This is a genomic window from Candidatus Methanoperedens sp. (assembly GCA_012026795.1).
Lineage (GTDB): Archaea > Halobacteriota > Methanosarcinia > Methanosarcinales > Methanoperedenaceae > Methanoperedens.
The window spans coordinates 16,285-35,172 of the sequence record VEPM01000028.1 but is presented as its reverse complement, the minus strand read 5'-3'; the positions used below and the strand labels follow the sequence as shown (position 1 = coordinate 35,172).

Below are 18,888 nucleotides of genomic sequence, written 5' to 3'. Positions count from 1 at the left end.
ATTTTATTGGTCATCATGGAATGGGGATTAAAGTATATAAGGATAGAAAATTTAATGGATTTATATTCCGGGTGATAAAAAAGTGAATGAAAAAAAAACAATAAAATGGGATGGCCATGATATAATGCAAAATGAGATATTTATGGGATCATATTGCAAATATAAGAATTTTGAACTTTCAAAGATTGATACCACAATTGCTTATTTCCACAGGCTTCCGGTTTTTGGATATACGTTCATGAAAATTCATTCACCCGATCTGGAAGATTTTTTATCTATTGTCCAAAAATCAAGGATCGTATCTGCCAGAAAAAATGTGGCCTTCCTGGAAATAATTACACCATATAAAGACGACACCATTAAAAAATATATTATAAAATCAGGGGGTACATTTGTCATAGATTTTAAGGATAATGATCCTGATTGTGAAAATATATGGAAAAATTTTCATAGAAATGTCAGGCAAAAGATCAGGCAGGCTAACGAAAGTGGTGTAATTATCGAGGAAGCTAAGCATGAAAATGATTTTAACGCGTGGTGGAAATTATACGAAGTTGCCGTAAAAACCAAAGAGTTCGAGGGACAAAAATATGGCCTGGTATATGATTTATTCAACAATCCTGATATATCCCGTTTATTTCTGGCAAAATCTGAGGATAAAGTAATAGCCGGAACATTCCTGTTACTTAATAAAGGTATTCTCAACTGGTTATCTGCTATGGATTCAAATTCCGGAAAATATCGCCCAAATAATCTCCTGAACTGGGAAATTATAAAATGGGGAAAAGATCAGGGATATGCTTACTATGATATGGGAGGCGCAATCATAAATAAAAACCATGGGCCAACCGAGTTCAAAAAAAGTTTTGGTGGAGAATACAGGGAATTATACACATATAGAATTCCGATTGTATATCTTAAAAATATAATTATGGAACTTGCTCTTAAGTTCTATAAATAATCCTAAAAATAATAGTATGGCAAAAAAATTATATGTAATAATCGGATGCGATACTGATCCTGTAATTGAGACAAACGAACCGAAAGCATTAATTAAAGAAAATATATGGGACAAGACTATTCAGTCTATTCTCAGATTAAAAGAAAAGATAGGAATATTTGAAAAAAAACGGGGACTCTCTCCTAAAATTACCTGGTTCCTGAGGTCGGATCAGCAAATCAACACACAGTGGAATGACTGGTGCTATCCGGCCAGAGAATACCTGTCATTATGGAACGAGCAACAAAAATCAGGTGATGAAATCGGATGGCATCCTCATCTATGGCGATATGATGAACTAAAAAATATATGGTATCAGGAAATCAATGATAATGATTGGATATCCTCATGCCTTAAAAATGGCTATCATGAAATATCAAAACTATTTGGAATAAATAGTGTAAAAATGGGCTGGTGCTTCCATAACAATTACACAATGGATTTAGTAGATTCCTTTGGCATCAAATGTGACCTGTCAGCCATTCCCGGCCTTATAAACAGCAGGGATACCTGTAATATTTATGATTGGGAGAATACATCAGCATGCCCTTATTTTCCCTCGAAAAAAGATTACAGGACCAGGGACGATAATCCTTCTAACAATCATAACATCATGGAAATCCCAATAACAAATTATACAATGCCTTTTTTCTGGCAAATCTTCATAATTAAAAGAAATATGGCTGCAAATATCGCAAAACATCCGATATTTTTTAGAAATTTTAGTAATAACATCGTTTATAATCAGGAATATTTATTAAATACATATTTCCATCCCTGTGATATCGGAGAAAAAGACAGGCTGTTTTCTTTGAATAATTTTGAGCGAAATCTAAATAATATTATAGCAATTGCAAAGAAAAAGAAATTAGAAGCTGTATTTATAACCCCTCAAGAGTTCATAGCCGACTTTGCATGATCCTTCTTATGACCATCAATCCTGCAATATTAACAATCAATATCAGGATAATTGCGATCAATGCCCTGTTACTGATATTGAATAAACTATTGAATAAACTCTCCGGTTTTTTAAAACTGAATTGTTTATCAGAATCAAGGGATACTATTTCTTCAAACGTACCGCCATCTCCTGCTGCTTTCAGGGTATAACTTGAATTCAAGGGAAGCCCCGTGAAAATAAGTTCGGAATCCGAATGTTCAGATAGTTTTTGGCCATTATTCCATAATGATACCTGGTATTTCGAATCAGCTTTTACATAGATACTGGCATATTTTTTTATATTGATGGCATTGCCATCTCCATACTGGAGATTATCCGGAAGGTCAAGAACACCAAGGAGAGTAGGAGCAATGTCTTCCTGTCCATATTCACCGCCGACAACTCCCGTTAATGTATTCGGGGAGAGTATTACAAGAGGTATTTTCAGGCTCTCAATCTTTGTTGAATATTTATCAGAGCTATGCCCTCCACGCCGTGCGTTTATTGTTGCAAAAGACATTCCATGATCTGCTGTCAGGAAGAATGCAATATTATTGTCAAGCGCTGTCTTATAAAGGGGATAAATATCCGAATCAAGGCTCTCGATCAATTTCATGTAATCATCATCTCCCATATTATGTCCACCGCTATCAATTGCCCCGATATTCACAGTCAGGAGGAATCTCTGCGAAGGATGTTTTTTTATCATATTTAAAGCTGCGGCATTTGCGGCATCAATGCCCCATCTGTTATATGCAGAATATTTATCCACACCTTTTTTACCATCAAGATAAGAAGGGAGTTTCATCTTCCATTCATACATCAGATCATAAACGCCCTCAGGTGCATTCTTTGTTTGTATTGACATGAGCGGCTCATCAATAGAATTATTTTCGGCAAATAGAATTATATCCTGCTCGCTTCGCATATTCATAAAATCTCCCCTTTCCATTATAGCAAGATTTACAAGGCCATGTTCTCTTGTGATATCAAATATTGTAGCATCCGGGTAGCCCACGATCTCCTCATTTGAATCGGAAAATCCCGTAACAATTACCGAGTGTGCGATACCAGTTACAGGAATTTTTGTCCTTATATCCGCGATCCTTGTTCCGAATGACAGGTTCCCGGTCTTTGCTTTTGAAAGCAAAGAGCCGTCTGATGCTAAAGGTGAAGTTTCAGGATAATAATATGAAGAGCCAAAGCCATCAACTATGAAAAGGATAGCGCTTTGCGGTCTTTTCACTTCATTCAATGTTATTTCAGATACGGATGCTGCAGGGAATGGTATTAAAATGAATAATATAGATAATAATATAATTACAGAATTTTTTATCATATAGCGCTGATTAGGGGGAATGAAATAAAAAGATTGTGTATAGTCATTCGGCGTATCATAATATAATTTCTACAGTGATCATCAATAGGCGCAGAATATATATAATGAACTGCACTATTATACATAATGGAGTTGACATTGGATATGATATCAAGGGGAGTCAAGCCAGGTATACGTATGCTTTCCGACATGAAAGATGTCATTTATGATCGTAATTGGCTTTCAAGTGCAGGAAATTCTGAATTATATTATATGTACCGGGAGCTTTCACTGAGCAAAAAAGATGCTGCTGCCATGAAAGAACATGGCCTCAGGTACGATATCACTATCATCCCGCCGCAGATGCTGGGATGTGAATTTGTAAAAACAGCAGGTCATTATCATCCGCTTGTTCCAGGAACTCAAATCACGTATCCTGAAATATATGAAGTACTGGGAGGCGAAGCAACTTATATGCTGCAAAAACCGGATAATGAAGGAATAAATGATGTGATCCTGGTAAAAGCAGGCGCAGGCGATAAGGTGATTATTCCGCCAGGCTACGGGCATCTTACCATCAATACATCAAATAAAGTATTGAAAATGGCTAACTGGGTGGCACGCGACTTTGAGTCCATATACCAGCCAATAAAAGAAAAGGGCGGAGGCGCATATTTCATCCTGGATAAAGGAATGGTTAAAAATCCGCGATATGGACATGTGCCCGAAATCAAGCCTGGCAAACCCGCCAATCTTAAAGAAATAGGATTGCAGAAAAGCAAAGAGATGTATGGGCTTGTTCGGGATTTAAAAAATCTTGAATTCCTTACAAAACCTCATGAGCATGCATGGGTTTTCGAAGAAGTGCTTGGTAAATAATTCCAATTTTAAACAAAAAAAGAAAATGAGGACGAGGAGAGAAATTAATTCTTTCCGTCTTCATATATGAATCTATTTTCAATCTATATGTCGTCGTTGGTTACAGTACAGGTCCTTGTTTCGCCAGGATTTATGTAACCAGAGCAGTCGCCAGAAAAGGATCTGCTATATTCCGGATTGTAGGACTCATCTACATTATACCATCCTGAATAGATATTCACATCTGTACCAGTCTCCGACCCTTGAAATGCACCTGGTGACGGGTTGTTTCCGTATACAAACATTGTAAAGTCAGCTGCTGTCATTTTGCCGCCGTTATCATTGATCACATTTTTGGTTACTATCAGGTGAGATGGCGCTATATCATCATTCGTTATTGTGCAGGTCTTAATTTCACCGCCTTTAATATAACCACTACAATCAGCAGAGTTTGTTTGAGAATAATCTGATCTTGAATTTTCCCCGACATAATAGTAGCCTTCATAGATTGTTACATTAGTGCCGGTTTCAGACCCCTGAAACACACCTGGCGAGGGGGAATTGCCATTTACATACATTGTGAAGTCAGATGAGCTTGCTGTACCGCCATCATTATTAATTACTTGTTTGATGACGACTAATTGAGCCCTGGGTATATCATCGTTGGTTATGGTACATGTCCTGTTTTCACCCATGTTTATTTGACCAGAACAATCAGGCGAATACGATGTAATATATTCTGGATTCCAATTTTCATTCACGCTATAGTACCCTGCGCCGATTTTTACATCAGTACCTGTTTCTGAACCCACAAAATAAGCCGGGTTGGGATTATTGCCAAAAACATTTATTCCAAAATCAGAAGCAATAGCCGTACTTCCGTTATCATTAATTACATGTTTGATTACTTTCAAATACGATGCTTTGTCATAATTGGTTATTACACAGGTTTTTGCTTCGTTATTATTTATCCGCCCGGAACATCCCGGTGAATATGATACGTCGTAACCTTTGACTGCAAGTTCAGTAACTTTATATTCACTATTTTTCATAGTAACGGTTGTTCCTGTTTCCGTACCACTGAATATGGCTGGCGATGGATCTTTTGCTGTAACACTTACTACAAAATCAGATGCCATCATTGCACCGCCGTCATCATTGATTACATTTACAAAAACCACCAGGGTGGGAACTTTTTGTTGATCCGGAGCTGCATAAACTTGAAAAACATTGCCCATAAGCAATGAAGTTATTGCAGCTATAGATAACAGTACAAGTTTAGTTTTGTTATTAACCATATTTTACCTCCATTTTATTATTGATGCATTTACCATAACACCTTTTCAGGAAAATCCCCCTGCATCTCGGACTTTTAAGTATGGTTTTAAATAATTTTCCTCTCCCGTTAATAAACGGGCTTATATTTTTGTGACTAAACTTTACTATCTTTAGCACAACCGGTCTATTTATTATCTGGTTAATTCTTAATTACATAAATAGTTTGCGCTTACATTGGCTTTGTGTAAGAAGTAGCCAAACCCAGTAACTTTATACACAGACATACCACTTTTTACACAGGAATGGTAAAAAAGCTGATACCGAAAGTTGTGAGTCTGGGAATCAGGATATAAAGGTCAGAGCATATCGTAAATATACCTCGCTATAACTGACGCAATTTTAGATTCTAAGTCACGAATTTTTTTATCAGACATAAATAGTTCAAAAGCTAAATGTACAAACATAATAAAAATTATAAACAAAATTATAATTACCACATATAGTTTATTCAGCCCAGGATATCTTCCATCGTAAAAACCAGACCACCCAAATTCCTGTAAAGTAATATGTAATACTTCAAATATTAAGAGCATAGGTAAAAAATTTTTTAACCATTCAGCAGGTTTAATCAATTTTAATATAACATAACCAACATAACCTTTTGTAAAATCCTTATAATATTTATTAATTTCATTCGCAGCGTTGTTATGTTGTTTTTCATCAATTATTCTTTTTTGTTCTGCTTTCGCCAAATCAGATAGTGATTTATCGTAAAAGGTCATAAAATCATTAATCCGCTTTGAAGAGAACTCCATTTTTAAAATTAACACTGCCAATGCAACTATTACGCTTATCAATGTAACATTCATGACTACAACCTATCACTATTTTTAACATTATAATAGTGTCTTCTGCAATATGTTCGTTTATACTTTGTTATATGTTAAAAAAGAGAAATAAGAATTTTAAGCCTTCTCGTTGCTTGGTAAGCAAGCAAGATTTTGGTTACAAAAATTGGGCTGAATGCCCAACTCGAACATCTCTTGAATTACCACGCAGATGTTATGGCAGAGGATTTTGAGCAATACCTCGTTTACCTGTGCTGTTTTTGTCTTGCTCCTTATTGAATCGCCAAATTTGGCTTTTATCATGTGGAATACTGTTTCCACGTTGCTTCTCTTGTGGTAATGCTCTAAAAACATCTCCTTGTTATACATGAAGTAATGATACATTTTGCTCCAGATTGGCGAGCCTCTTTGCTTGTCTGTAGCGTTGCTCTTGAATGGAATGAAAGCAGTTCCACCTAAGGAGGAGACGACTTCAAAGTTCTTCCTGCTTGAATATTCCTTATCTGCTGAGACCTCGTTAATCTGGAAATTCTCGGCTGTTGCGCTTACGAGTTCTGGGAACTGTGGACTGTCATTGGCATAAGCTTCTGTTATCTTTATGCCAGTAACAATATGCGTCTTTACTCCATTTATAAGATGGGCTTTTATCCATATTCTGGATGATATTTCACGTCCCCATTTGAAGGAAAACCACCTATCGAATCTGCATGTAGAAAAGCCAGAACTATCCACTGCGAAATCATGTTCGACTTCTTTAAGTGGTAATGCAGATTTCAGTATCAATTCCAGCAATACAGGTGTTAAATCCTCTCTTTGTATGAAATGTCCTACTGCTGAAAAGCATGGTACTTGGTCTATATACCCTCTTTCTTTAGCAATCTCCATGTCGCCTGTAAACCTCCTCAAGGAGAATGTAGAGTATACTTTAAGGGCTGATGCAAATGCCATGTCTGATACTGGTAAAGTAGGTCTTCCAAACTTATATTCTGGATTTGATAGACCTTTGCACAGGTCATTGAGTAATTCAAGAAACAGAAGCCTTTCTTTGGTCTTGGCTTGGTCGTATGCCTTCCAATCCTGAGAGTATGTGATTTTTTTGGTCTGTGTTATTGTAGTATTGCCATCTACATCGATTTCTTTCTTCAAAGTTAATTCGACAGCATAGATATGCTTGCAGATTACTCCTCTTGATTCGTGGTCAGGGCATGTGCATTTTGGCTTGGACAGTAAAGATTCGGTATATACTAAATAAGTCCCATGTCCTGATTGTGATGGGACTTGCCAGCCTTTATCGGTTTTAACTATTCTGCATGAAGCAGCTATTTGCTGACCTTTTATTTTTCTCATATCCATAGCTTCCATAGTTCTCACCTATTTATGTTTTATAAGTCTATTATTACATAATTGCTTTAAAAGTATATAAGTCTTTACGTGAAAAAAGACTTTTAATCCATAAAAGACTAAAAACATATATTTATATACTATAATAGTCTATCTTCACATAATGAATGAGAAACCAAGAATCCCACCTGAGATTTTGGCGGAAATCAGACTAAAAGAGCCAGTATCAATCAAAAAAAATGTTACATTGTTGTACGATGCTACTGCCAGGCAATTTTCGATAAAAATCCCTACAGGGATTATTGAAGAAGCGAAATGGAAAGCCGGGGACAAAATCGATATAGAAATCGATGACGAAGGATTGAAGTTAAGAAAAGCCAAGGCTGATTAAAATGCCAAATCCAAAACCACAGTTGAAACCGCAGGAATCACGAATTTTAAAAGCGTTAGTGGAGCACAATTATTATCTTAACACAACACAGGTAGCCGAAATTGCCAACGTATCATGGAATACTGCTGATAAGTACCTTAAGGAATTTCATAAACGTGGCTGGATAGATAAACAGCAAAGAGGCAACAGGGATTACTGGCGGGCTTATAGATAAGAAAAGGGATGTAGGAGATAAAAATCTGCCTACTTATGGCTACGTAAGTAAAAAGCGAGCAACGTTATTCCAAGAGCATATACAATTTGGAATCCAGGAGCCTTTCCAGCAGGTTTTCCAGGAACTTTAAATCTAACGTTATTTAGCACTTTAGTATCTTCATAGCGTACTCCATTTGGCTTGTTATCACTTGTTGCAATAATAGTAGGACTATCAGTAATGATTTCTCCAATTTGTGTCTCATTGGCGTCTAATTTAGCATCAAAAACTGCAATGCCAATACCGTAAGGATTTATATAAAATCCACTGCTTTCATTGATGCTTCCGATAGAATAACCAAATTTACTTCCCTTTATCTCAACAGTAACAGGACATACTACACCAGAAAAACAAAGCCCATCGCCAATATTTTGAAAGGTTACCCTTACAGTGCCAACATTAAATTCTTTTTGTTTGCCATCGCTATCAAAAAAATATTGTTCATCTACATTTGGAACAAAAATAACGTCTACAATCTTCGGCTTTGTGCCTATTATTCCCTGTGATATTATTATATCCTCTCCCTTTATTATCACATCTGCGCTCGCAATTATTGGACTGAGAAATAGCAGACCTACTAAGTATACCAAATAGACATTTAACTTGTGTTTTTGTTTATCCATTTTTGCCACCTATACTAAATATATTATTACAACTATTTAAAAATAACGTGTTTAGCACGTTTACCGTTTTTACCGTGCTATTTTTATTTAGATAGTAGTATGGAGAATATTATATCCAAAAAAGCCAAGAAGGTGGTACGCTGGCATGATAACTATGTCGTTTTTGTGACACCTGAAGCTAAAGAGCTTGAATGGAATGATAAAACAATTGTAACTGTTTCTGTAGTCGAAGCTGATGGAAAGAAAAGAATTGTTGTAGAGAAGGGGATGCAACTTTGAATATGAAATTGTAGTGGTAGCTCTCCAATCAAGAGTCTTAATTGAATTTCCTTTTTCACATTCTTTTTTCGCTTTCTACTTTTATTGGGTAAGGGACGAAATCATCATCCAATTTTTTCGGCTCTTTTTTCTCGTGCCCGAAAACATATAATAAACACCAGAAATAAACAAAAAATATAATACCAGCAGTCACTAAGTTCGTACTAATTTCAGGTTCACATTGGAGCTTAGGTAGCATTTTCCAAGCATTGTTGCATCTATCATAAAGCAACATATATTTCATTCCTAAAAGTAACGAAGAAAATAATAATACCATCTTCATTATTTCGGCAGATGATAGTAATATCTGTTCCTTTAAATGACTCATCTTGCTTCTAATACTTTAATTTTTATCAATCAAAAATTTGTGCAACAATCTTATCTCGTTGAATATTTTATGTCGTTTCAATACTACTTTTACTACACCTACTATTGCACTGATTATCGTGCCTATTCCAACAGCTATTGTAAAGAGTGATAATTCATTTAACATTTTTCGCATTTATTAAGCTGGTGTTATATTTAAGGATAGTGATGTAATAATTAATCCGCACCTAAAATCTGCAAAAAATCAGGACTTTAAGTGCAAAGCTTGAGCAAACCAGAATCCTATCGCTCATTAATGAAAACAACAGTCTTTTATAGTCGTATTACTTCAATACTCATTAAGAAAGTAGCGCCAAAAAAGAGTTGATTTGACTTGAACGATACACAAAATCCTAACTGTCAGGAGGAGGTGATATATAAAAAGAGAGAAATGGATATATCTCATGACACCATAATCGGTGTTGGTGATGATGTGCCGCCAAGAAATAGAAATAGAACAACTCCAATGGATGTAGTGCTGGCTGCTTTTTTATTATTCTTAATATTTTATGGTTTTTTTGCACTTACAAATCCCCAGACCTATCCTATCTTAGGAAAAATAACACCTTTAGGTAAATTAGACCCATTAATCGGTTTAATAATGTTTGTAGTCGGAGTCTATATTCTGTTCAAGCGATAATTTGTAGGGATTTTTAATGCCTAATTTGGCAATAGAACTCAAGTATGAGAGATTAAGAGGTAAGAGTAATATTTTTTTAGGTGCTATGTTGGTAGCACCATTAACAATACTTGAAATAGGATTAGATTACAAATTAGCTCCAAAATGGTTTGTTTTTTACATAGCAATGATTATCGGAGCAATTTTATATGTAATTTATGATTATTATGAAGACCAATTAGAAGAGATAGAAAATGTGTTATCAGAAAGAGAACAAAGCCACACTCCGAATTGAAATAACCTTGTTTAGTGCTACCTAATCTAATAGTATCTCATGATAATTAATAACACTTACCACATAAACTTAACAGAGAACTATTTCTTATAGCATCTCACTGAACCTGTTTTAGGTTCCCTTCCAATGAGCAATCTAAAAGCTTCCAAATCACTTTCTTGTAGTTTCCCGTTCGTTTCTTTAGCCAATAGCCTATTTGCATTATTATTCACTTTGTTTGCATAACGCTTCGTCTTTAATATTTTTGCATGAGGGTCTGGATGGTCAATAGGCTTTTGATACTCTGTATTAATAATATCACCCACTTATATCATTTTTGATATTATTAATATTTATTCCATTAGATTAACTAACCACAAATTCAATATCTCTATTTTTTAATACCCAAGTTTCACCTGAGCCTACTTTATACACAGAAACTTGACTTTATACACAGAAGCGACTATTTACACAAAGCCGCTTACATTTTCCACAAAATTTTTAAATAGGCGGGATATTTACACACCCCATGATAAAAGTCTCAGACATTACCACATGTCAGCCTAATATACAATATAAATTTGCTTCAATTTATGTTGGTATTCAGGTCAAAGTGCAACACTTCTTACTTTATTGTCTAAAAACAAGCCGAATTAATTTAATATGAGGCTATGGTATTTTGTGGTTACACTTGTCATTCCAACAATTTTCGATGACATCGTAAACAAATGTCTATGAAATCACCCTTGTTGAATGTTATGAAATAATCAATTTTTAGATTTTGATCGGACAACATATTTCTAATTACCCGATCTGTCAGACTTAAACCTCTATAATATAATGGGTCATTCAACATTTCATCAAAAGACTCGTCAATTGCTTTTTCCCTAAAAGGTTTATCGTCTAAAAGTTCAAGTCTACCTTGTCTGTAGAGAAATTTCCAATCTCTATTTAAAGCCTCCATCCTTTTTTGACTCTTTGTCATTTGTGTAGCGACTGCTTCATAGAGGATTGGCCAAGGAACCAGTAATTTATTTTGAATATTATCATTAAAATGTTGAACAAATAAACTTTCTGCTTTTGAGTGTACACGTGGATTCTTTTCACTATAAAGACCGATCAGAAATCCTGTATCAACACAAATGTTCATAAAATTATTCTTCTTCGATTTCTACTTGCTCTTTACCGTAACCTTCCCATGGTGCCTTTTTTCTTCCCCCCTTGATGAATCCTCCTTTTGAATCTCTTGAATCAATAAAATATGCTCTTACATTCTCATTTAAAAATTCTGATAATTCTTGTTTTATTTCTGTTCGTGTTTTTTCAGTACTAAAGGTTGCAACGTTATCACCACATTCCTCTGCTTGCATTTTATCTAGCCATACATAAAGACCTTCATAATTTCCTCTAAGACCGAGGTCATAAACTAACCAACATCTCCTTTCATTAGCACCAGCTGTTATGAAAGTTTTTGACGGTTTTGTTGAAGTGTCATACCCATCATATGTGTCCTTTTCCTCTTTAGGTTCTTGAGGTGGTAAAGACTCTTTTGCTTGTTCCATATTACACCCTCGTTAATATTGAGTTAGTTAAATTTCTTAATATTTCTCTTAATTCAACTGCATCGGTATTAGTACTAAATATGATATTCCCTTTAGAATAATAATTGCATGAATAATTTAAACCATTAAAAGATTCCTCAATTTTATCAATAGTTTTTAAATTAGTAGATGTAACTTTCACTTTGTTATCAATTTTAGTATAATCAAAAACGAAAAAAATGTTTTTTTGTAATACCAGTACACTCAATTTTATTTGAAATTGCCATGAAACTATACCTCTTTCTATAGAAGAATTCCCAAAAAATGATTTTAAGAAATCTACTAACAGTTGTGAATTTAAACTATTTTCTGAGCATGCCTTTTCAACTAAAGGGATTAAAGCTTTCATATTATAGTTATCTTACTTGATTTAAGCCAATAAAAAGATTCCTAAGACCAGATAAATTTTTATGAATTGTTATGAAACAACTTCTTTTTTAACGCTTTTTAAACTCCTAAAATATCTGCATTTAATATATAATTTTTCAAAAGCATTTAAAGTAAGATGAGTTTGAACAATGTTCTTATCACTGACGACCAAGTGGGAGGTTGCGATGTTGTTGAGTTGTTCTATTAGTAATAAAAACACGACCAATAAATACAAGGCATTTTGATAAAATCAATACTTTTTATCTATTTAGACTTTATAATAATACGCTAATCTAATTCCTTCCGTTTCACTTTCGGCTTTATTCCATATTAGCCAAGGCGCGCCACGCAAGCGTGGACGCGCTTAGGAAGATTTTCTTAGAAATCCATAATAACTTAACGGCATTTTGAATGTAATCATTTAATATGATGGTAATGAGCGCCGCGCTAAGCGCGCCTCCCACTAGGTTCGGGCACTACCCGAATCCGCCTGTGGGCGGAAGGCGTACTTACTGCGGGAGGCTGAGCGACAGTCCTGTGCCGGATGCTCGGACAGTCGCAGTTTATGTGATTTCTCACGCTATCCATTTTCGCTAAAGAGGATGCACAAAACAACTACACCTTTCGTTCACGCAAAAAGGAACCATCGCCTTTAGCCAAGGCTGCCGCAAAACTTCCATGAGGACGCTTTGGCGGACAAACCGCAGCACATGCTCATCACCGTCCGTTCCGAGCCATCATCATGCTACGAGTCCAGAGTGCCCCGAGCTTATTGCGCTGGGGTCAACCCCAGACCCCAAAGCGCTGTTGCGCTTGCGCCGGAAGGGGTACGCACCCCTTCCAGACCTACCCCTTGGGGCGCTCATACATGATTATCCCAAGTAAAAGAGCCATAACAACAAACATCCTTCTTCATACAAATTTTCAGGTGTTCGAAATACGAATCAACCACAGAGGACGCAGAGATCACAGAGTTAATCTTCTCTGTGTCCTCTGAGTGCTCTGTGGTTTTTCGTACAGCATGAAAATTATCAGTTTTTCGAAACATAACAATTCCAACATATTCTCAATGGGCAATATTTTTAAATAAGCGGGATATTTACACACCCCATGATAAAAGTCTCAGACATTACCACTTACCTTAAATGTCCCCGGATGTGCTATTTCATCAACAAGGGACATGAATTAATAGGTGAAATCTCATCCGGATACCTGGAACGATTAATATTAAAAGAATTATCCGTGACATACCAATCAGCAATTAATAGCAATGATAAACATGCATTTCTGAATAATGAACTTGAAAGAATCTCAAATGAGATCCGTGTAATTTACCGTAATGAACTGAGCAAAATTGATGATGCAGCGATCGCCAAATCGATAACAGATATACGCCCCCTGATCGAAACAATTTCTTCAAATCTTTCTGACAATAGCGATTTCTATTCAGGCGAGTTCATCCAGGATGAACCCATCTTACGCTCGGATAAATTCAGATTTTCCGGCAGCCCTGACAGGTTGATAAAAATAAATGAAAGCATTGTCCCTTCGATAATAAAAACAGGCAATATGCCTGAAAATGGTATCTGGAACAGCGACCGGCTCCAGTTGACTGCCTATTCAATCCTCGTGGAGGAAAAATACAATTCAATAGTTGAAAAGGGATTTGTCGAATATGTACGCCGGGGAATCGTAAGACCAGTCGTTATCAAACGGCATGAGCGCAGGAAAGTCCTGCAGGTGATGGATAAGATAAAGAAAATCCAGGAAGGTTTTATGCCCGAAAGACCGAAAGATGCTCCATGCGAATATTGTGGTTTTATCGGGATATGCGATGTAAAATCCACTCTTGCATCGAGATTTTTTTAGTCAGGGAATTATCATAAATATAATGCTCTAGGGGTTGGTATTATTTTATATTCTTCTTTATCTTCAATAATTTCTATGATCAATCCTTTAATTTCATTAAGCCCTTTTTCAATATTTTCATCTTCAAATAACGAATTATCATCCCATGATACTTCTTTGATCTTAGAATCGTATTCTACTTTTAAACGATACACACTGTTTGGAGTTACGAATCTGTCCTGGCGTTGCGGAAAATAACCCGGATAATCAAAAAAATTAGTATCGTTCATTTTTTGGTATATTCTTTGCTTTTCTTCTTTTGTCAGGGATAAATTCACAGTAATGGAAGGATCAATAACCATATCCTTCATGTATGTCCCTTTGAACGTGTTTAACTCATTCTTTCCTTCAACACCATACCTGAATGTAATATTGAAATCAATATCATCATTAGCAGGGGGTCGTGTAGTGTGTATAAACAGATAGACTTCCAAAATAATAAATGCAATCAATAAAATTCCAGACAAGATCAGCTTCTTATTTTTCATAATGGAAAAAGATGGCCAAATTTTAGTTAAATATCTCCCGGACCTATCGCAATCAGAATTTTGCTCCCGTCAGCGTTTTTGTCTCAGTAACTCCTTTTAACGCCCTTATTTTATTGACCACGATCTCGCTTAATCCCTCATAATCGTTTGCCTGGATTTTCGCGATCAGGTCATAATCACCAAAAAGAGGATATAATTCCTGGATCTCTTCCCATTTTATCATAGTATCAAATATTTTTTTTTCCGATCCGGGAATCACGTTGATCAATACGAAGCCTATTGCCATTTAATTTTCACCCATAACCTACTTATTAGGTTTTGGGAATATAATATTTTCCAAACGAATAAACATTATATTTTCACTTTACGATCACAGTGCCTGTTGCGTTCTGATATTCTTTGTACGATGGATATTCAGCCAGGGCAAACTTAAATCTTCCTTCATTTTTGAATTGATATTGATATCTGCCCGGATACAGCAGGAGCTGTTTTTCGAATAAACCTTCTTTGCTTACCAATACGAGCCTGGGGCGCTGGTTCTCCTCATTATTCCAGGTTATAGTGTCCGATTTATTTATTGTTATGACTCCAGGATAAAAACCATGACCGACATCTATTTTTATAGTATAATTTTTTGATCCGGTTATCGAAGGTGGGACAGCAGGTATTGTTGCAGGAACAACAGCAGGAATTTTTGGGGTAACTGATGACAGCGTAGTATTGTTGTTCTGTAATCCTGATTGTCCAGGTTGTTTCTGATTAACGCCATTACCCTGCTCAAAATGATTCACAGGAACGAAATAAGTAAAAACTGTATAAATAGCAATTAATCCGATTATTGCAGCAAGCGCCATCACCTGGTTCCTGGATATTTCTGGTACTTTGATTACAGGCTTCTTATAAGCAGGCAACCTTTTATCAATGGATGGGATTTTTAAATGGAAACCTTCCTCAATATCTTCAGGCTTTTTCGTCTCCGCAAAATCCTGGTACCAGTCGCAAACAGGATTCAGGCAGAACTGCGCAACCGGGATCTCAACAAATCCAAGCCCGATGGATTTTCGTACACTTTTTGTCTGGACAAAACCACCGCATTTCGGACATCTTTCAGCAAATTTCATGAGCATCATTATTGTTGGAGGCATTATTAATATTATCGAATAGAAATCTTTAATAAATTACATAACTAACAAAATATAGTGCATATAAAACCTGAAATTCGCATCCTTGCTATTGATGACTCACCTTTGATAAATGAAAAAGTAATGATCATCGGGGCTTTTTTCCGCGGAGGTGAGCAGCTTGACGGGGTCCTGAGAGCAGAGGTCACAAAAGACGGCATGGATGCGACTGATATTTTGATCCGTATCATCAAGGATTCAAAATATTACACCCAGCTAAGGGTTATAATGCTTGATGGCGTCACATTTGCAGGATTTAATCCTGTGGATATAACCTGCATCTGCAAAGAAACTGGTCTGCCTGTAATTGTTTTCATGCGTTCCTGCCCGGATTTTGGCAAAATCAGGCTTGCTCTTTTACATCTCCCTGACCCTGAAAAAAGATGGGAGATAATCCAGCGCGCCGGTACGATACATAAAATAGACCAGGAAAACCCCGTTTTTATCCAGTTATGCGGGATTGATAAGGAAAGCGCAGTTAAGATAATCCGGATAACCTCAACGCACAGCAACATCCCGGAGCCGCTCAGGGTGGCACATATTATAGCGACCGGGGTTGTGCTGGGCGAATCAAAAGGCCAGGCGTGAATATCATCAATAATCATGGAAAACACCGTAAGACATATATACAATGAATAATCATTAATAATTGTGATGAAGATGAATAAATTATATCATGAAACTCAATATAAGTGTCCTAATTGTAAACATCTAATACCGCTAAGTAACGCTGATTTCATCAAAGGGGTCGCAATGGTGTCATGCGTGGATTGCGGAAGAGATGCTTTTACTATCGAAGAAACTCTGTTGTAATAACCTAAACTTATTTAATTAAATTCTCTGGACATATATTTTAAAAGTTTTCCCTTCCTGATTGACAGCAAGGATTTTATTTCCGGATTTTTTTGCCCATGAATCAATATTCTGCGGCGCAACCGGATCATCGGCTGTTACCAGCAGGATTTCACCACTTTTTAACTGTTCGACGCGTTTTTTTGTGAGTATGAGTGGATATGGGCAGCATTCGCCGCGCACATCAAGCGTATCATCAGGAATTATGTCAGACATAGGGTATCCAATTTGACTCAGGATTATTTAAAACTGACTCATTAATAAATCCTTATATGCTTCTTTGACAATCCAGATTCCTGTGATTTCATGAAACCAATAGAAAAAGCGTCAGGCATCGGCGGGATGCTAACCGCATTTCGTAAACTTGCCCGGGGAAGGAAAAAAATAACATTTATCGGCTGTCCGGGCTGGTGCAATCCGTTTGCAGAACTTCTTGGCTATGTTTTACGTGATGCTGGAAAAGAGATGGTATTTATCCCGAACCTCAGGAAAGACCTGGCAGCAAATGTCGAAATGACCGATTACGGGATGCAGCTTGGTAAAAAGGCAGATCCATCTTCTGATACTGTTGTGCTTCTCGGGGGACTTGCCATGCCAAAAATGGAAGTGGATATAATAGGTTTAAATTTGATGATAGAAGAGATCACTAAAGAGCATCCTGACCGCCAGATACTGGGCGCGTGCATCGGCGGGGTTTTCCAGAAAGCGGGCTGGGATAAATTGATCGATTTTGATTATCTGATGGATGCTGACATGGAAGTTGTGACGTACGGATTTAAATAATATTAAGGCATTGAAATACTATATAGTAAATATTAAATACGATCATGAACAACCTGGCACGACTTTTTATAAAAACAAGCCTGGTGTATCTCGCTCTTAGCACAATCCTGGGTGTGCTTATCACCATTGGTCCCGGATACAGTTTCATGCATTCGCATTTTGCACTTATCGGGTGGGTATCGTTCATGCTTTTCGGCCTCGCATATGAGAGCATACCGCGCTATACCAGCAGGGCGCTTTATAGCAGAAAACTCGGAATGATACAATTCTGGCTGCTCAAAGAAAAGGATGCTTCTGATGCTGCGATAGCAGTTATGATCTTCGGGCTGGTAGAGGCTATTTCATATTTTATATTCATATATAATATCTGGAAGTCGATGGGTAGCTCATCTAATTGAATAAGATACTAATACCCATTAAAAAACTTCTATATAATCGACCGAGGTAACTACAATGGAATGGAAGCCGGATGCATTAAAAGAACTTGAAAAAGTACCAGAGCATGTCAGAAGCATGGCCAAAATGGGCATTGAAACAGCTGTTGAAAAGAAAGGGAAAAACATAGTGTCGATCGAGGATGTGAATGAAGCTGCTTTGCAATTCAGGGCCATAATGGGAAAGGACGAAAAAGAAGAAAAAACGACAAAAATTGCAGTCGTCAGGTGCGATATAGTGAGTGAGACCTGTCCGGGAGTTGCATGTTTTAAGGCATTCAACAAACGAAAAGTACATTTTGAACAATATGGGAAAGATGCCCGGATAATAGGATTTTTCACATGCGGTGGATGCCCTGGCAGGAGAATTTCCAGGCTTGTGGACAGCCTCATGAAACATGATATTGATGTAATTCACCTGAGTTCATGTATGCTTCTTGAAAAAAGCTATGCCAGGTGCCCTCATATTGAGGAAATAAAGCAGATGATAACCAATAAGGGTGTTAAGATCGTGGAAGGGACACATCACTGAGGTTTCTCAAATGATTTTCTTCCCGTTCTCATAGACATGTATACATGAAGCCGGGCAGCTTTCTGCCGCTTCGGTATTGCAACTCACATCCTCCATCTCTCTTTCTTCGTTCTCGCCTGCTTTTTTTGAATCCTTTAAATGGGAGAAACCATCAGGAGCCATCTCCCAGAATTCAGGGCATATGTTGACGCAGCTCTCACAGGATATGCATAATGGTCTTTCAATCTCAACTTTAAATCTTGCCATAATAGTATTCTCCTATCGTTCCATATCCTGAACTTCCTTTCACCCGGATTGCCCTTACAAGTTCAGC

26 protein-coding genes are annotated in these 18,888 nt (G+C 36.7%); 12 read left to right on the top strand and 14 right to left on the bottom strand.

Going from position 1 to position 18,888, the window contains the following annotated elements:
* Positions 1-82 precede the first annotated feature (82 nt).
* On the top strand, positions 83-961 hold the full coding sequence (locus FIB07_13545; protein NJD53879.1) for a GNAT family N-acetyltransferase: 879 nt from the start codon (positions 83-85) through the stop codon (positions 959-961).
* A 16-nt stretch (positions 962-977) separates the two neighbouring features.
* Positions 978-1,919: a hypothetical protein gene (locus FIB07_13540; protein ID NJD53878.1), complete on the top strand. Its 942-nt coding sequence runs from the start codon at positions 978-980 to the stop codon at positions 1,917-1,919.
* On the opposite strand, the gene FIB07_13535 is transcribed toward FIB07_13540, so the two are convergent.
* Entirely contained in the window at positions 1,900-3,279 is a 1,380-nt protein-coding gene (locus FIB07_13535; protein ID NJD53877.1) for a hypothetical protein, read from the bottom strand. The two genes, FIB07_13540 and FIB07_13535, sit on opposite strands and share 20 nt — an antisense overlap.
* A gap of 126 nt (positions 3,280-3,405) precedes the next feature.
* On the opposite strand from FIB07_13535, the gene FIB07_13530 reads away from it, so the two are divergent.
* The gene (locus FIB07_13530; GenBank protein ID NJD53876.1) at positions 3,406-4,137 is read left to right on the top strand and encodes a glucose-6-phosphate isomerase; all 732 of its coding nucleotides are present in this window, start codon (positions 3,406-3,408) and stop codon (positions 4,135-4,137) included.
* Positions 4,138-4,220: 83 nt separating this feature from the next.
* Here the strand turns inward: FIB07_13530 and FIB07_13525 are convergent, their stop codons facing one another.
* The 3 genes from FIB07_13525 to FIB07_13515 all read right to left on the bottom strand — a co-directional run bounded on the left by FIB07_13525 (position 4,221) and on the right by FIB07_13515 (position 7,604).
* Positions 4,221-5,414, bottom strand: coding sequence for a hypothetical protein (locus FIB07_13525; GenBank protein ID NJD53875.1), 1,194 nt, complete (start codon positions 5,412-5,414; stop codon positions 4,221-4,223).
* A 336-nt stretch (positions 5,415-5,750) separates the two neighbouring features.
* Entirely contained in the window at positions 5,751-6,263 is a 513-nt protein-coding gene (locus tag FIB07_13520) for a hypothetical protein (GenBank protein ID NJD53874.1), read from the bottom strand.
* A gap of 96 nt (positions 6,264-6,359) precedes the next feature.
* Positions 6,360-7,604: a transposase gene (locus FIB07_13515; protein NJD53873.1), complete on the bottom strand. Its 1,245-nt coding sequence runs from the start codon at positions 7,602-7,604 to the stop codon at positions 6,360-6,362.
* A gap of 142 nt (positions 7,605-7,746) precedes the next feature.
* On the opposite strand from FIB07_13515, the gene FIB07_13510 reads away from it, so the two are divergent.
* Positions 7,747-7,974 carry a hypothetical protein gene (locus FIB07_13510; GenBank protein NJD53872.1) on the top strand — a complete coding sequence of 76 codons (228 nt, stop codon included), beginning with the start codon at positions 7,747-7,749 and terminating at the stop codon, positions 7,972-7,974.
* Between the two features lies 1 nt (position 7,975).
* Positions 7,976-8,188: a hypothetical protein gene (locus tag FIB07_13505; GenBank protein ID NJD53871.1), complete on the top strand. Its 213-nt coding sequence runs from the start codon at positions 7,976-7,978 to the stop codon at positions 8,186-8,188.
* 29 nt (positions 8,189-8,217) lie between these two features.
* Here the strand turns inward: FIB07_13505 and FIB07_13500 are convergent, their stop codons facing one another.
* Positions 8,218-8,850 carry a hypothetical protein gene (locus tag FIB07_13500; GenBank protein ID NJD53870.1) on the bottom strand — a complete coding sequence of 211 codons (633 nt, stop codon included), beginning with the start codon at positions 8,848-8,850 and terminating at the stop codon, positions 8,218-8,220.
* 334 nt (positions 8,851-9,184) lie between these two features.
* Entirely contained in the window at positions 9,185-9,496 is a 312-nt protein-coding gene (locus FIB07_13495; protein ID NJD53869.1) for a hypothetical protein, read from the bottom strand.
* Between the two features lie 372 nt (positions 9,497-9,868).
* Here FIB07_13495 and FIB07_13490 point away from each other — a divergent pair, with 372 nt between their 5' ends.
* On the top strand, positions 9,869-10,174 hold the full coding sequence (locus FIB07_13490) for a hypothetical protein (protein NJD53868.1): 306 nt from the start codon (positions 9,869-9,871) through the stop codon (positions 10,172-10,174).
* Between the two features lie 16 nt (positions 10,175-10,190).
* On the top strand, positions 10,191-10,448 hold the full coding sequence (locus FIB07_13485) for a hypothetical protein (protein ID NJD53867.1): 258 nt from the start codon (positions 10,191-10,193) through the stop codon (positions 10,446-10,448).
* Positions 10,449-11,121: 673 nt separating this feature from the next.
* Here FIB07_13485 and FIB07_13480 read toward each other — a convergent pair.
* Genes FIB07_13480 through FIB07_13470 form a run of 3 tightly spaced genes read right to left on the bottom strand, consistent with a single transcriptional unit; the run spans position 11,122 to position 12,377 of the window.
* Positions 11,122-11,577 (bottom strand): hypothetical protein, encoded by a 456-nt coding sequence (locus FIB07_13480; protein ID NJD53866.1) that lies wholly within the window; start codon positions 11,575-11,577, stop codon positions 11,122-11,124.
* A gap of 4 nt (positions 11,578-11,581) precedes the next feature.
* On the bottom strand, positions 11,582-11,989 hold the full coding sequence (locus FIB07_13475; protein NJD53865.1) for a hypothetical protein: 408 nt from the start codon (positions 11,987-11,989) through the stop codon (positions 11,582-11,584).
* 1 nt (position 11,990) lies between these two features.
* Positions 11,991-12,377: a hypothetical protein gene (locus FIB07_13470; protein NJD53864.1), complete on the bottom strand. Its 387-nt coding sequence runs from the start codon at positions 12,375-12,377 to the stop codon at positions 11,991-11,993.
* A 1,130-nt stretch (positions 12,378-13,507) separates the two neighbouring features.
* Here FIB07_13470 and cas4 point away from each other — a divergent pair.
* Complete coding sequence (gene cas4 / locus FIB07_13465; protein ID NJD53863.1) at positions 13,508-14,266, top strand: CRISPR-associated protein Cas4; 759 nt, start codon at positions 13,508-13,510, stop codon at positions 14,264-14,266.
* Between the two features lie 11 nt (positions 14,267-14,277).
* Here the strand turns inward: cas4 and FIB07_13460 are convergent, their stop codons facing one another.
* The 3 genes from FIB07_13460 to FIB07_13450 all read right to left on the bottom strand — a co-directional run bounded on the left by FIB07_13460 (position 14,278) and on the right by FIB07_13450 (position 15,914).
* A complete protein-coding gene (locus FIB07_13460) occupies positions 14,278-14,793 on the bottom strand; it encodes a hypothetical protein (GenBank protein ID NJD53862.1) in 516 nt (171 codons plus the stop codon).
* Positions 14,794-14,845: 52 nt separating this feature from the next.
* Positions 14,846-15,079: an Lrp/AsnC family transcriptional regulator gene (locus FIB07_13455; protein ID NJD53861.1), complete on the bottom strand. Its 234-nt coding sequence runs from the start codon at positions 15,077-15,079 to the stop codon at positions 14,846-14,848.
* Between the two features lie 73 nt (positions 15,080-15,152).
* Positions 15,153-15,914 carry a hypothetical protein gene (locus FIB07_13450; GenBank protein ID NJD53860.1) on the bottom strand — a complete coding sequence of 254 codons (762 nt, stop codon included), beginning with the start codon at positions 15,912-15,914 and terminating at the stop codon, positions 15,153-15,155.
* Positions 15,915-15,989: 75 nt separating this feature from the next.
* Here FIB07_13450 and FIB07_13445 point away from each other — a divergent pair, with 75 nt between their 5' ends.
* Entirely contained in the window at positions 15,990-16,562 is a 573-nt protein-coding gene (locus FIB07_13445) for a DUF99 family protein (GenBank protein ID NJD53859.1), read from the top strand.
* Positions 16,563-16,805: 243 nt separating this feature from the next.
* On the opposite strand, the gene FIB07_13440 is transcribed toward FIB07_13445, so the two are convergent.
* Complete coding sequence (locus FIB07_13440; GenBank protein NJD53858.1) at positions 16,806-17,042, bottom strand: sulfurtransferase TusA family protein; 237 nt, start codon at positions 17,040-17,042, stop codon at positions 16,806-16,808.
* Between the two features lie 90 nt (positions 17,043-17,132).
* On the opposite strand from FIB07_13440, the gene FIB07_13435 reads away from it, so the two are divergent.
* Genes FIB07_13435 through FIB07_13425 form a run of 3 tightly spaced genes read left to right on the top strand, consistent with a single transcriptional unit; the run spans position 17,133 to position 18,575 of the window.
* Positions 17,133-17,609, top strand: a complete 477-nt coding sequence (locus FIB07_13435; GenBank protein NJD53857.1) for a DUF2124 domain-containing protein — start codon at positions 17,133-17,135, stop codon at positions 17,607-17,609.
* Positions 17,610-17,653: 44 nt separating this feature from the next.
* The gene (locus tag FIB07_13430) at positions 17,654-18,007 is read left to right on the top strand and encodes a hypothetical protein (GenBank protein ID NJD53856.1); all 354 of its coding nucleotides are present in this window, start codon (positions 17,654-17,656) and stop codon (positions 18,005-18,007) included.
* Positions 18,008-18,062: 55 nt separating this feature from the next.
* A complete protein-coding gene (locus tag FIB07_13425) occupies positions 18,063-18,575 on the top strand; it encodes a CGGC domain-containing protein (protein NJD53855.1) in 513 nt (170 codons plus the stop codon).
* A 6-nt stretch (positions 18,576-18,581) separates the two neighbouring features.
* Here the strand turns inward: FIB07_13425 and FIB07_13420 are convergent, their stop codons facing one another.
* On the bottom strand, positions 18,582-18,821 hold the full coding sequence (locus FIB07_13420; protein ID NJD53854.1) for a ferredoxin: 240 nt from the start codon (positions 18,819-18,821) through the stop codon (positions 18,582-18,584).
* Between the last annotated feature and the right edge of the window lie 67 nt (positions 18,822-18,888).

Coding starts and splice junctions, on each gene's coding strand:
- FIB07_13540 (NJD53878.1), top strand. CDS start 978: ATGGCAAAAAAATTATATGTAATAATCGGATGCGATACTGATCCTGTA.
- FIB07_13535 (NJD53877.1), bottom strand. CDS start 3,279: ATGATAAAAAATTCTGTAATTATATTATTATCTATATTATTCATTTTA.
- FIB07_13530 (NJD53876.1), top strand. CDS start 3,406: ATGGAGTTGACATTGGATATGATATCAAGGGGAGTCAAGCCAGGTATA.
- FIB07_13525 (NJD53875.1), bottom strand. CDS start 5,414: ATGGTTAATAACAAAACTAAACTTGTACTGTTATCTATAGCTGCAATA.
- FIB07_13520 (NJD53874.1), bottom strand. CDS start 6,263: ATGAATGTTACATTGATAAGCGTAATAGTTGCATTGGCAGTGTTAATT.
- FIB07_13515 (NJD53873.1), bottom strand. CDS start 7,604: ATGGAAGCTATGGATATGAGAAAAATAAAAGGTCAGCAAATAGCTGCT.
- FIB07_13510 (NJD53872.1), top strand. CDS start 7,747: ATGAATGAGAAACCAAGAATCCCACCTGAGATTTTGGCGGAAATCAGA.
- FIB07_13505 (NJD53871.1), top strand. CDS start 7,976: ATGCCAAATCCAAAACCACAGTTGAAACCGCAGGAATCACGAATTTTA.
- FIB07_13500 (NJD53870.1), bottom strand. CDS start 8,850: ATGGATAAACAAAAACACAAGTTAAATGTCTATTTGGTATACTTAGTA.
- FIB07_13495 (NJD53869.1), bottom strand. CDS start 9,496: ATGAGTCATTTAAAGGAACAGATATTACTATCATCTGCCGAAATAATG.
- FIB07_13485 (NJD53867.1), top strand. CDS start 10,191: ATGCCTAATTTGGCAATAGAACTCAAGTATGAGAGATTAAGAGGTAAG.
- FIB07_13480 (NJD53866.1), bottom strand. CDS start 11,577: ATGAACATTTGTGTTGATACAGGATTTCTGATCGGTCTTTATAGTGAA.
- FIB07_13475 (NJD53865.1), bottom strand. CDS start 11,989: ATGGAACAAGCAAAAGAGTCTTTACCACCTCAAGAACCTAAAGAGGAA.
- FIB07_13470 (NJD53864.1), bottom strand. CDS start 12,377: ATGAAAGCTTTAATCCCTTTAGTTGAAAAGGCATGCTCAGAAAATAGT.
- cas4 (NJD53863.1), top strand. CDS start 13,508: ATGATAAAAGTCTCAGACATTACCACTTACCTTAAATGTCCCCGGATG.
- FIB07_13460 (NJD53862.1), bottom strand. CDS start 14,793: ATGAAAAATAAGAAGCTGATCTTGTCTGGAATTTTATTGATTGCATTT.
- FIB07_13455 (NJD53861.1), bottom strand. CDS start 15,079: ATGGCAATAGGCTTCGTATTGATCAACGTGATTCCCGGATCGGAAAAA.
- FIB07_13450 (NJD53860.1), bottom strand. CDS start 15,914: ATGAAATTTGCTGAAAGATGTCCGAAATGCGGTGGTTTTGTCCAGACA.
- FIB07_13440 (NJD53858.1), bottom strand. CDS start 17,042: ATGTCTGACATAATTCCTGATGATACGCTTGATGTGCGCGGCGAATGC.
- FIB07_13435 (NJD53857.1), top strand. CDS start 17,133: ATGAAACCAATAGAAAAAGCGTCAGGCATCGGCGGGATGCTAACCGCA.
- FIB07_13430 (NJD53856.1), top strand. CDS start 17,654: ATGAACAACCTGGCACGACTTTTTATAAAAACAAGCCTGGTGTATCTC.
- FIB07_13425 (NJD53855.1), top strand. CDS start 18,063: ATGGAATGGAAGCCGGATGCATTAAAAGAACTTGAAAAAGTACCAGAG.
- FIB07_13420 (NJD53854.1), bottom strand. CDS start 18,821: ATGGCAAGATTTAAAGTTGAGATTGAAAGACCATTATGCATATCCTGT.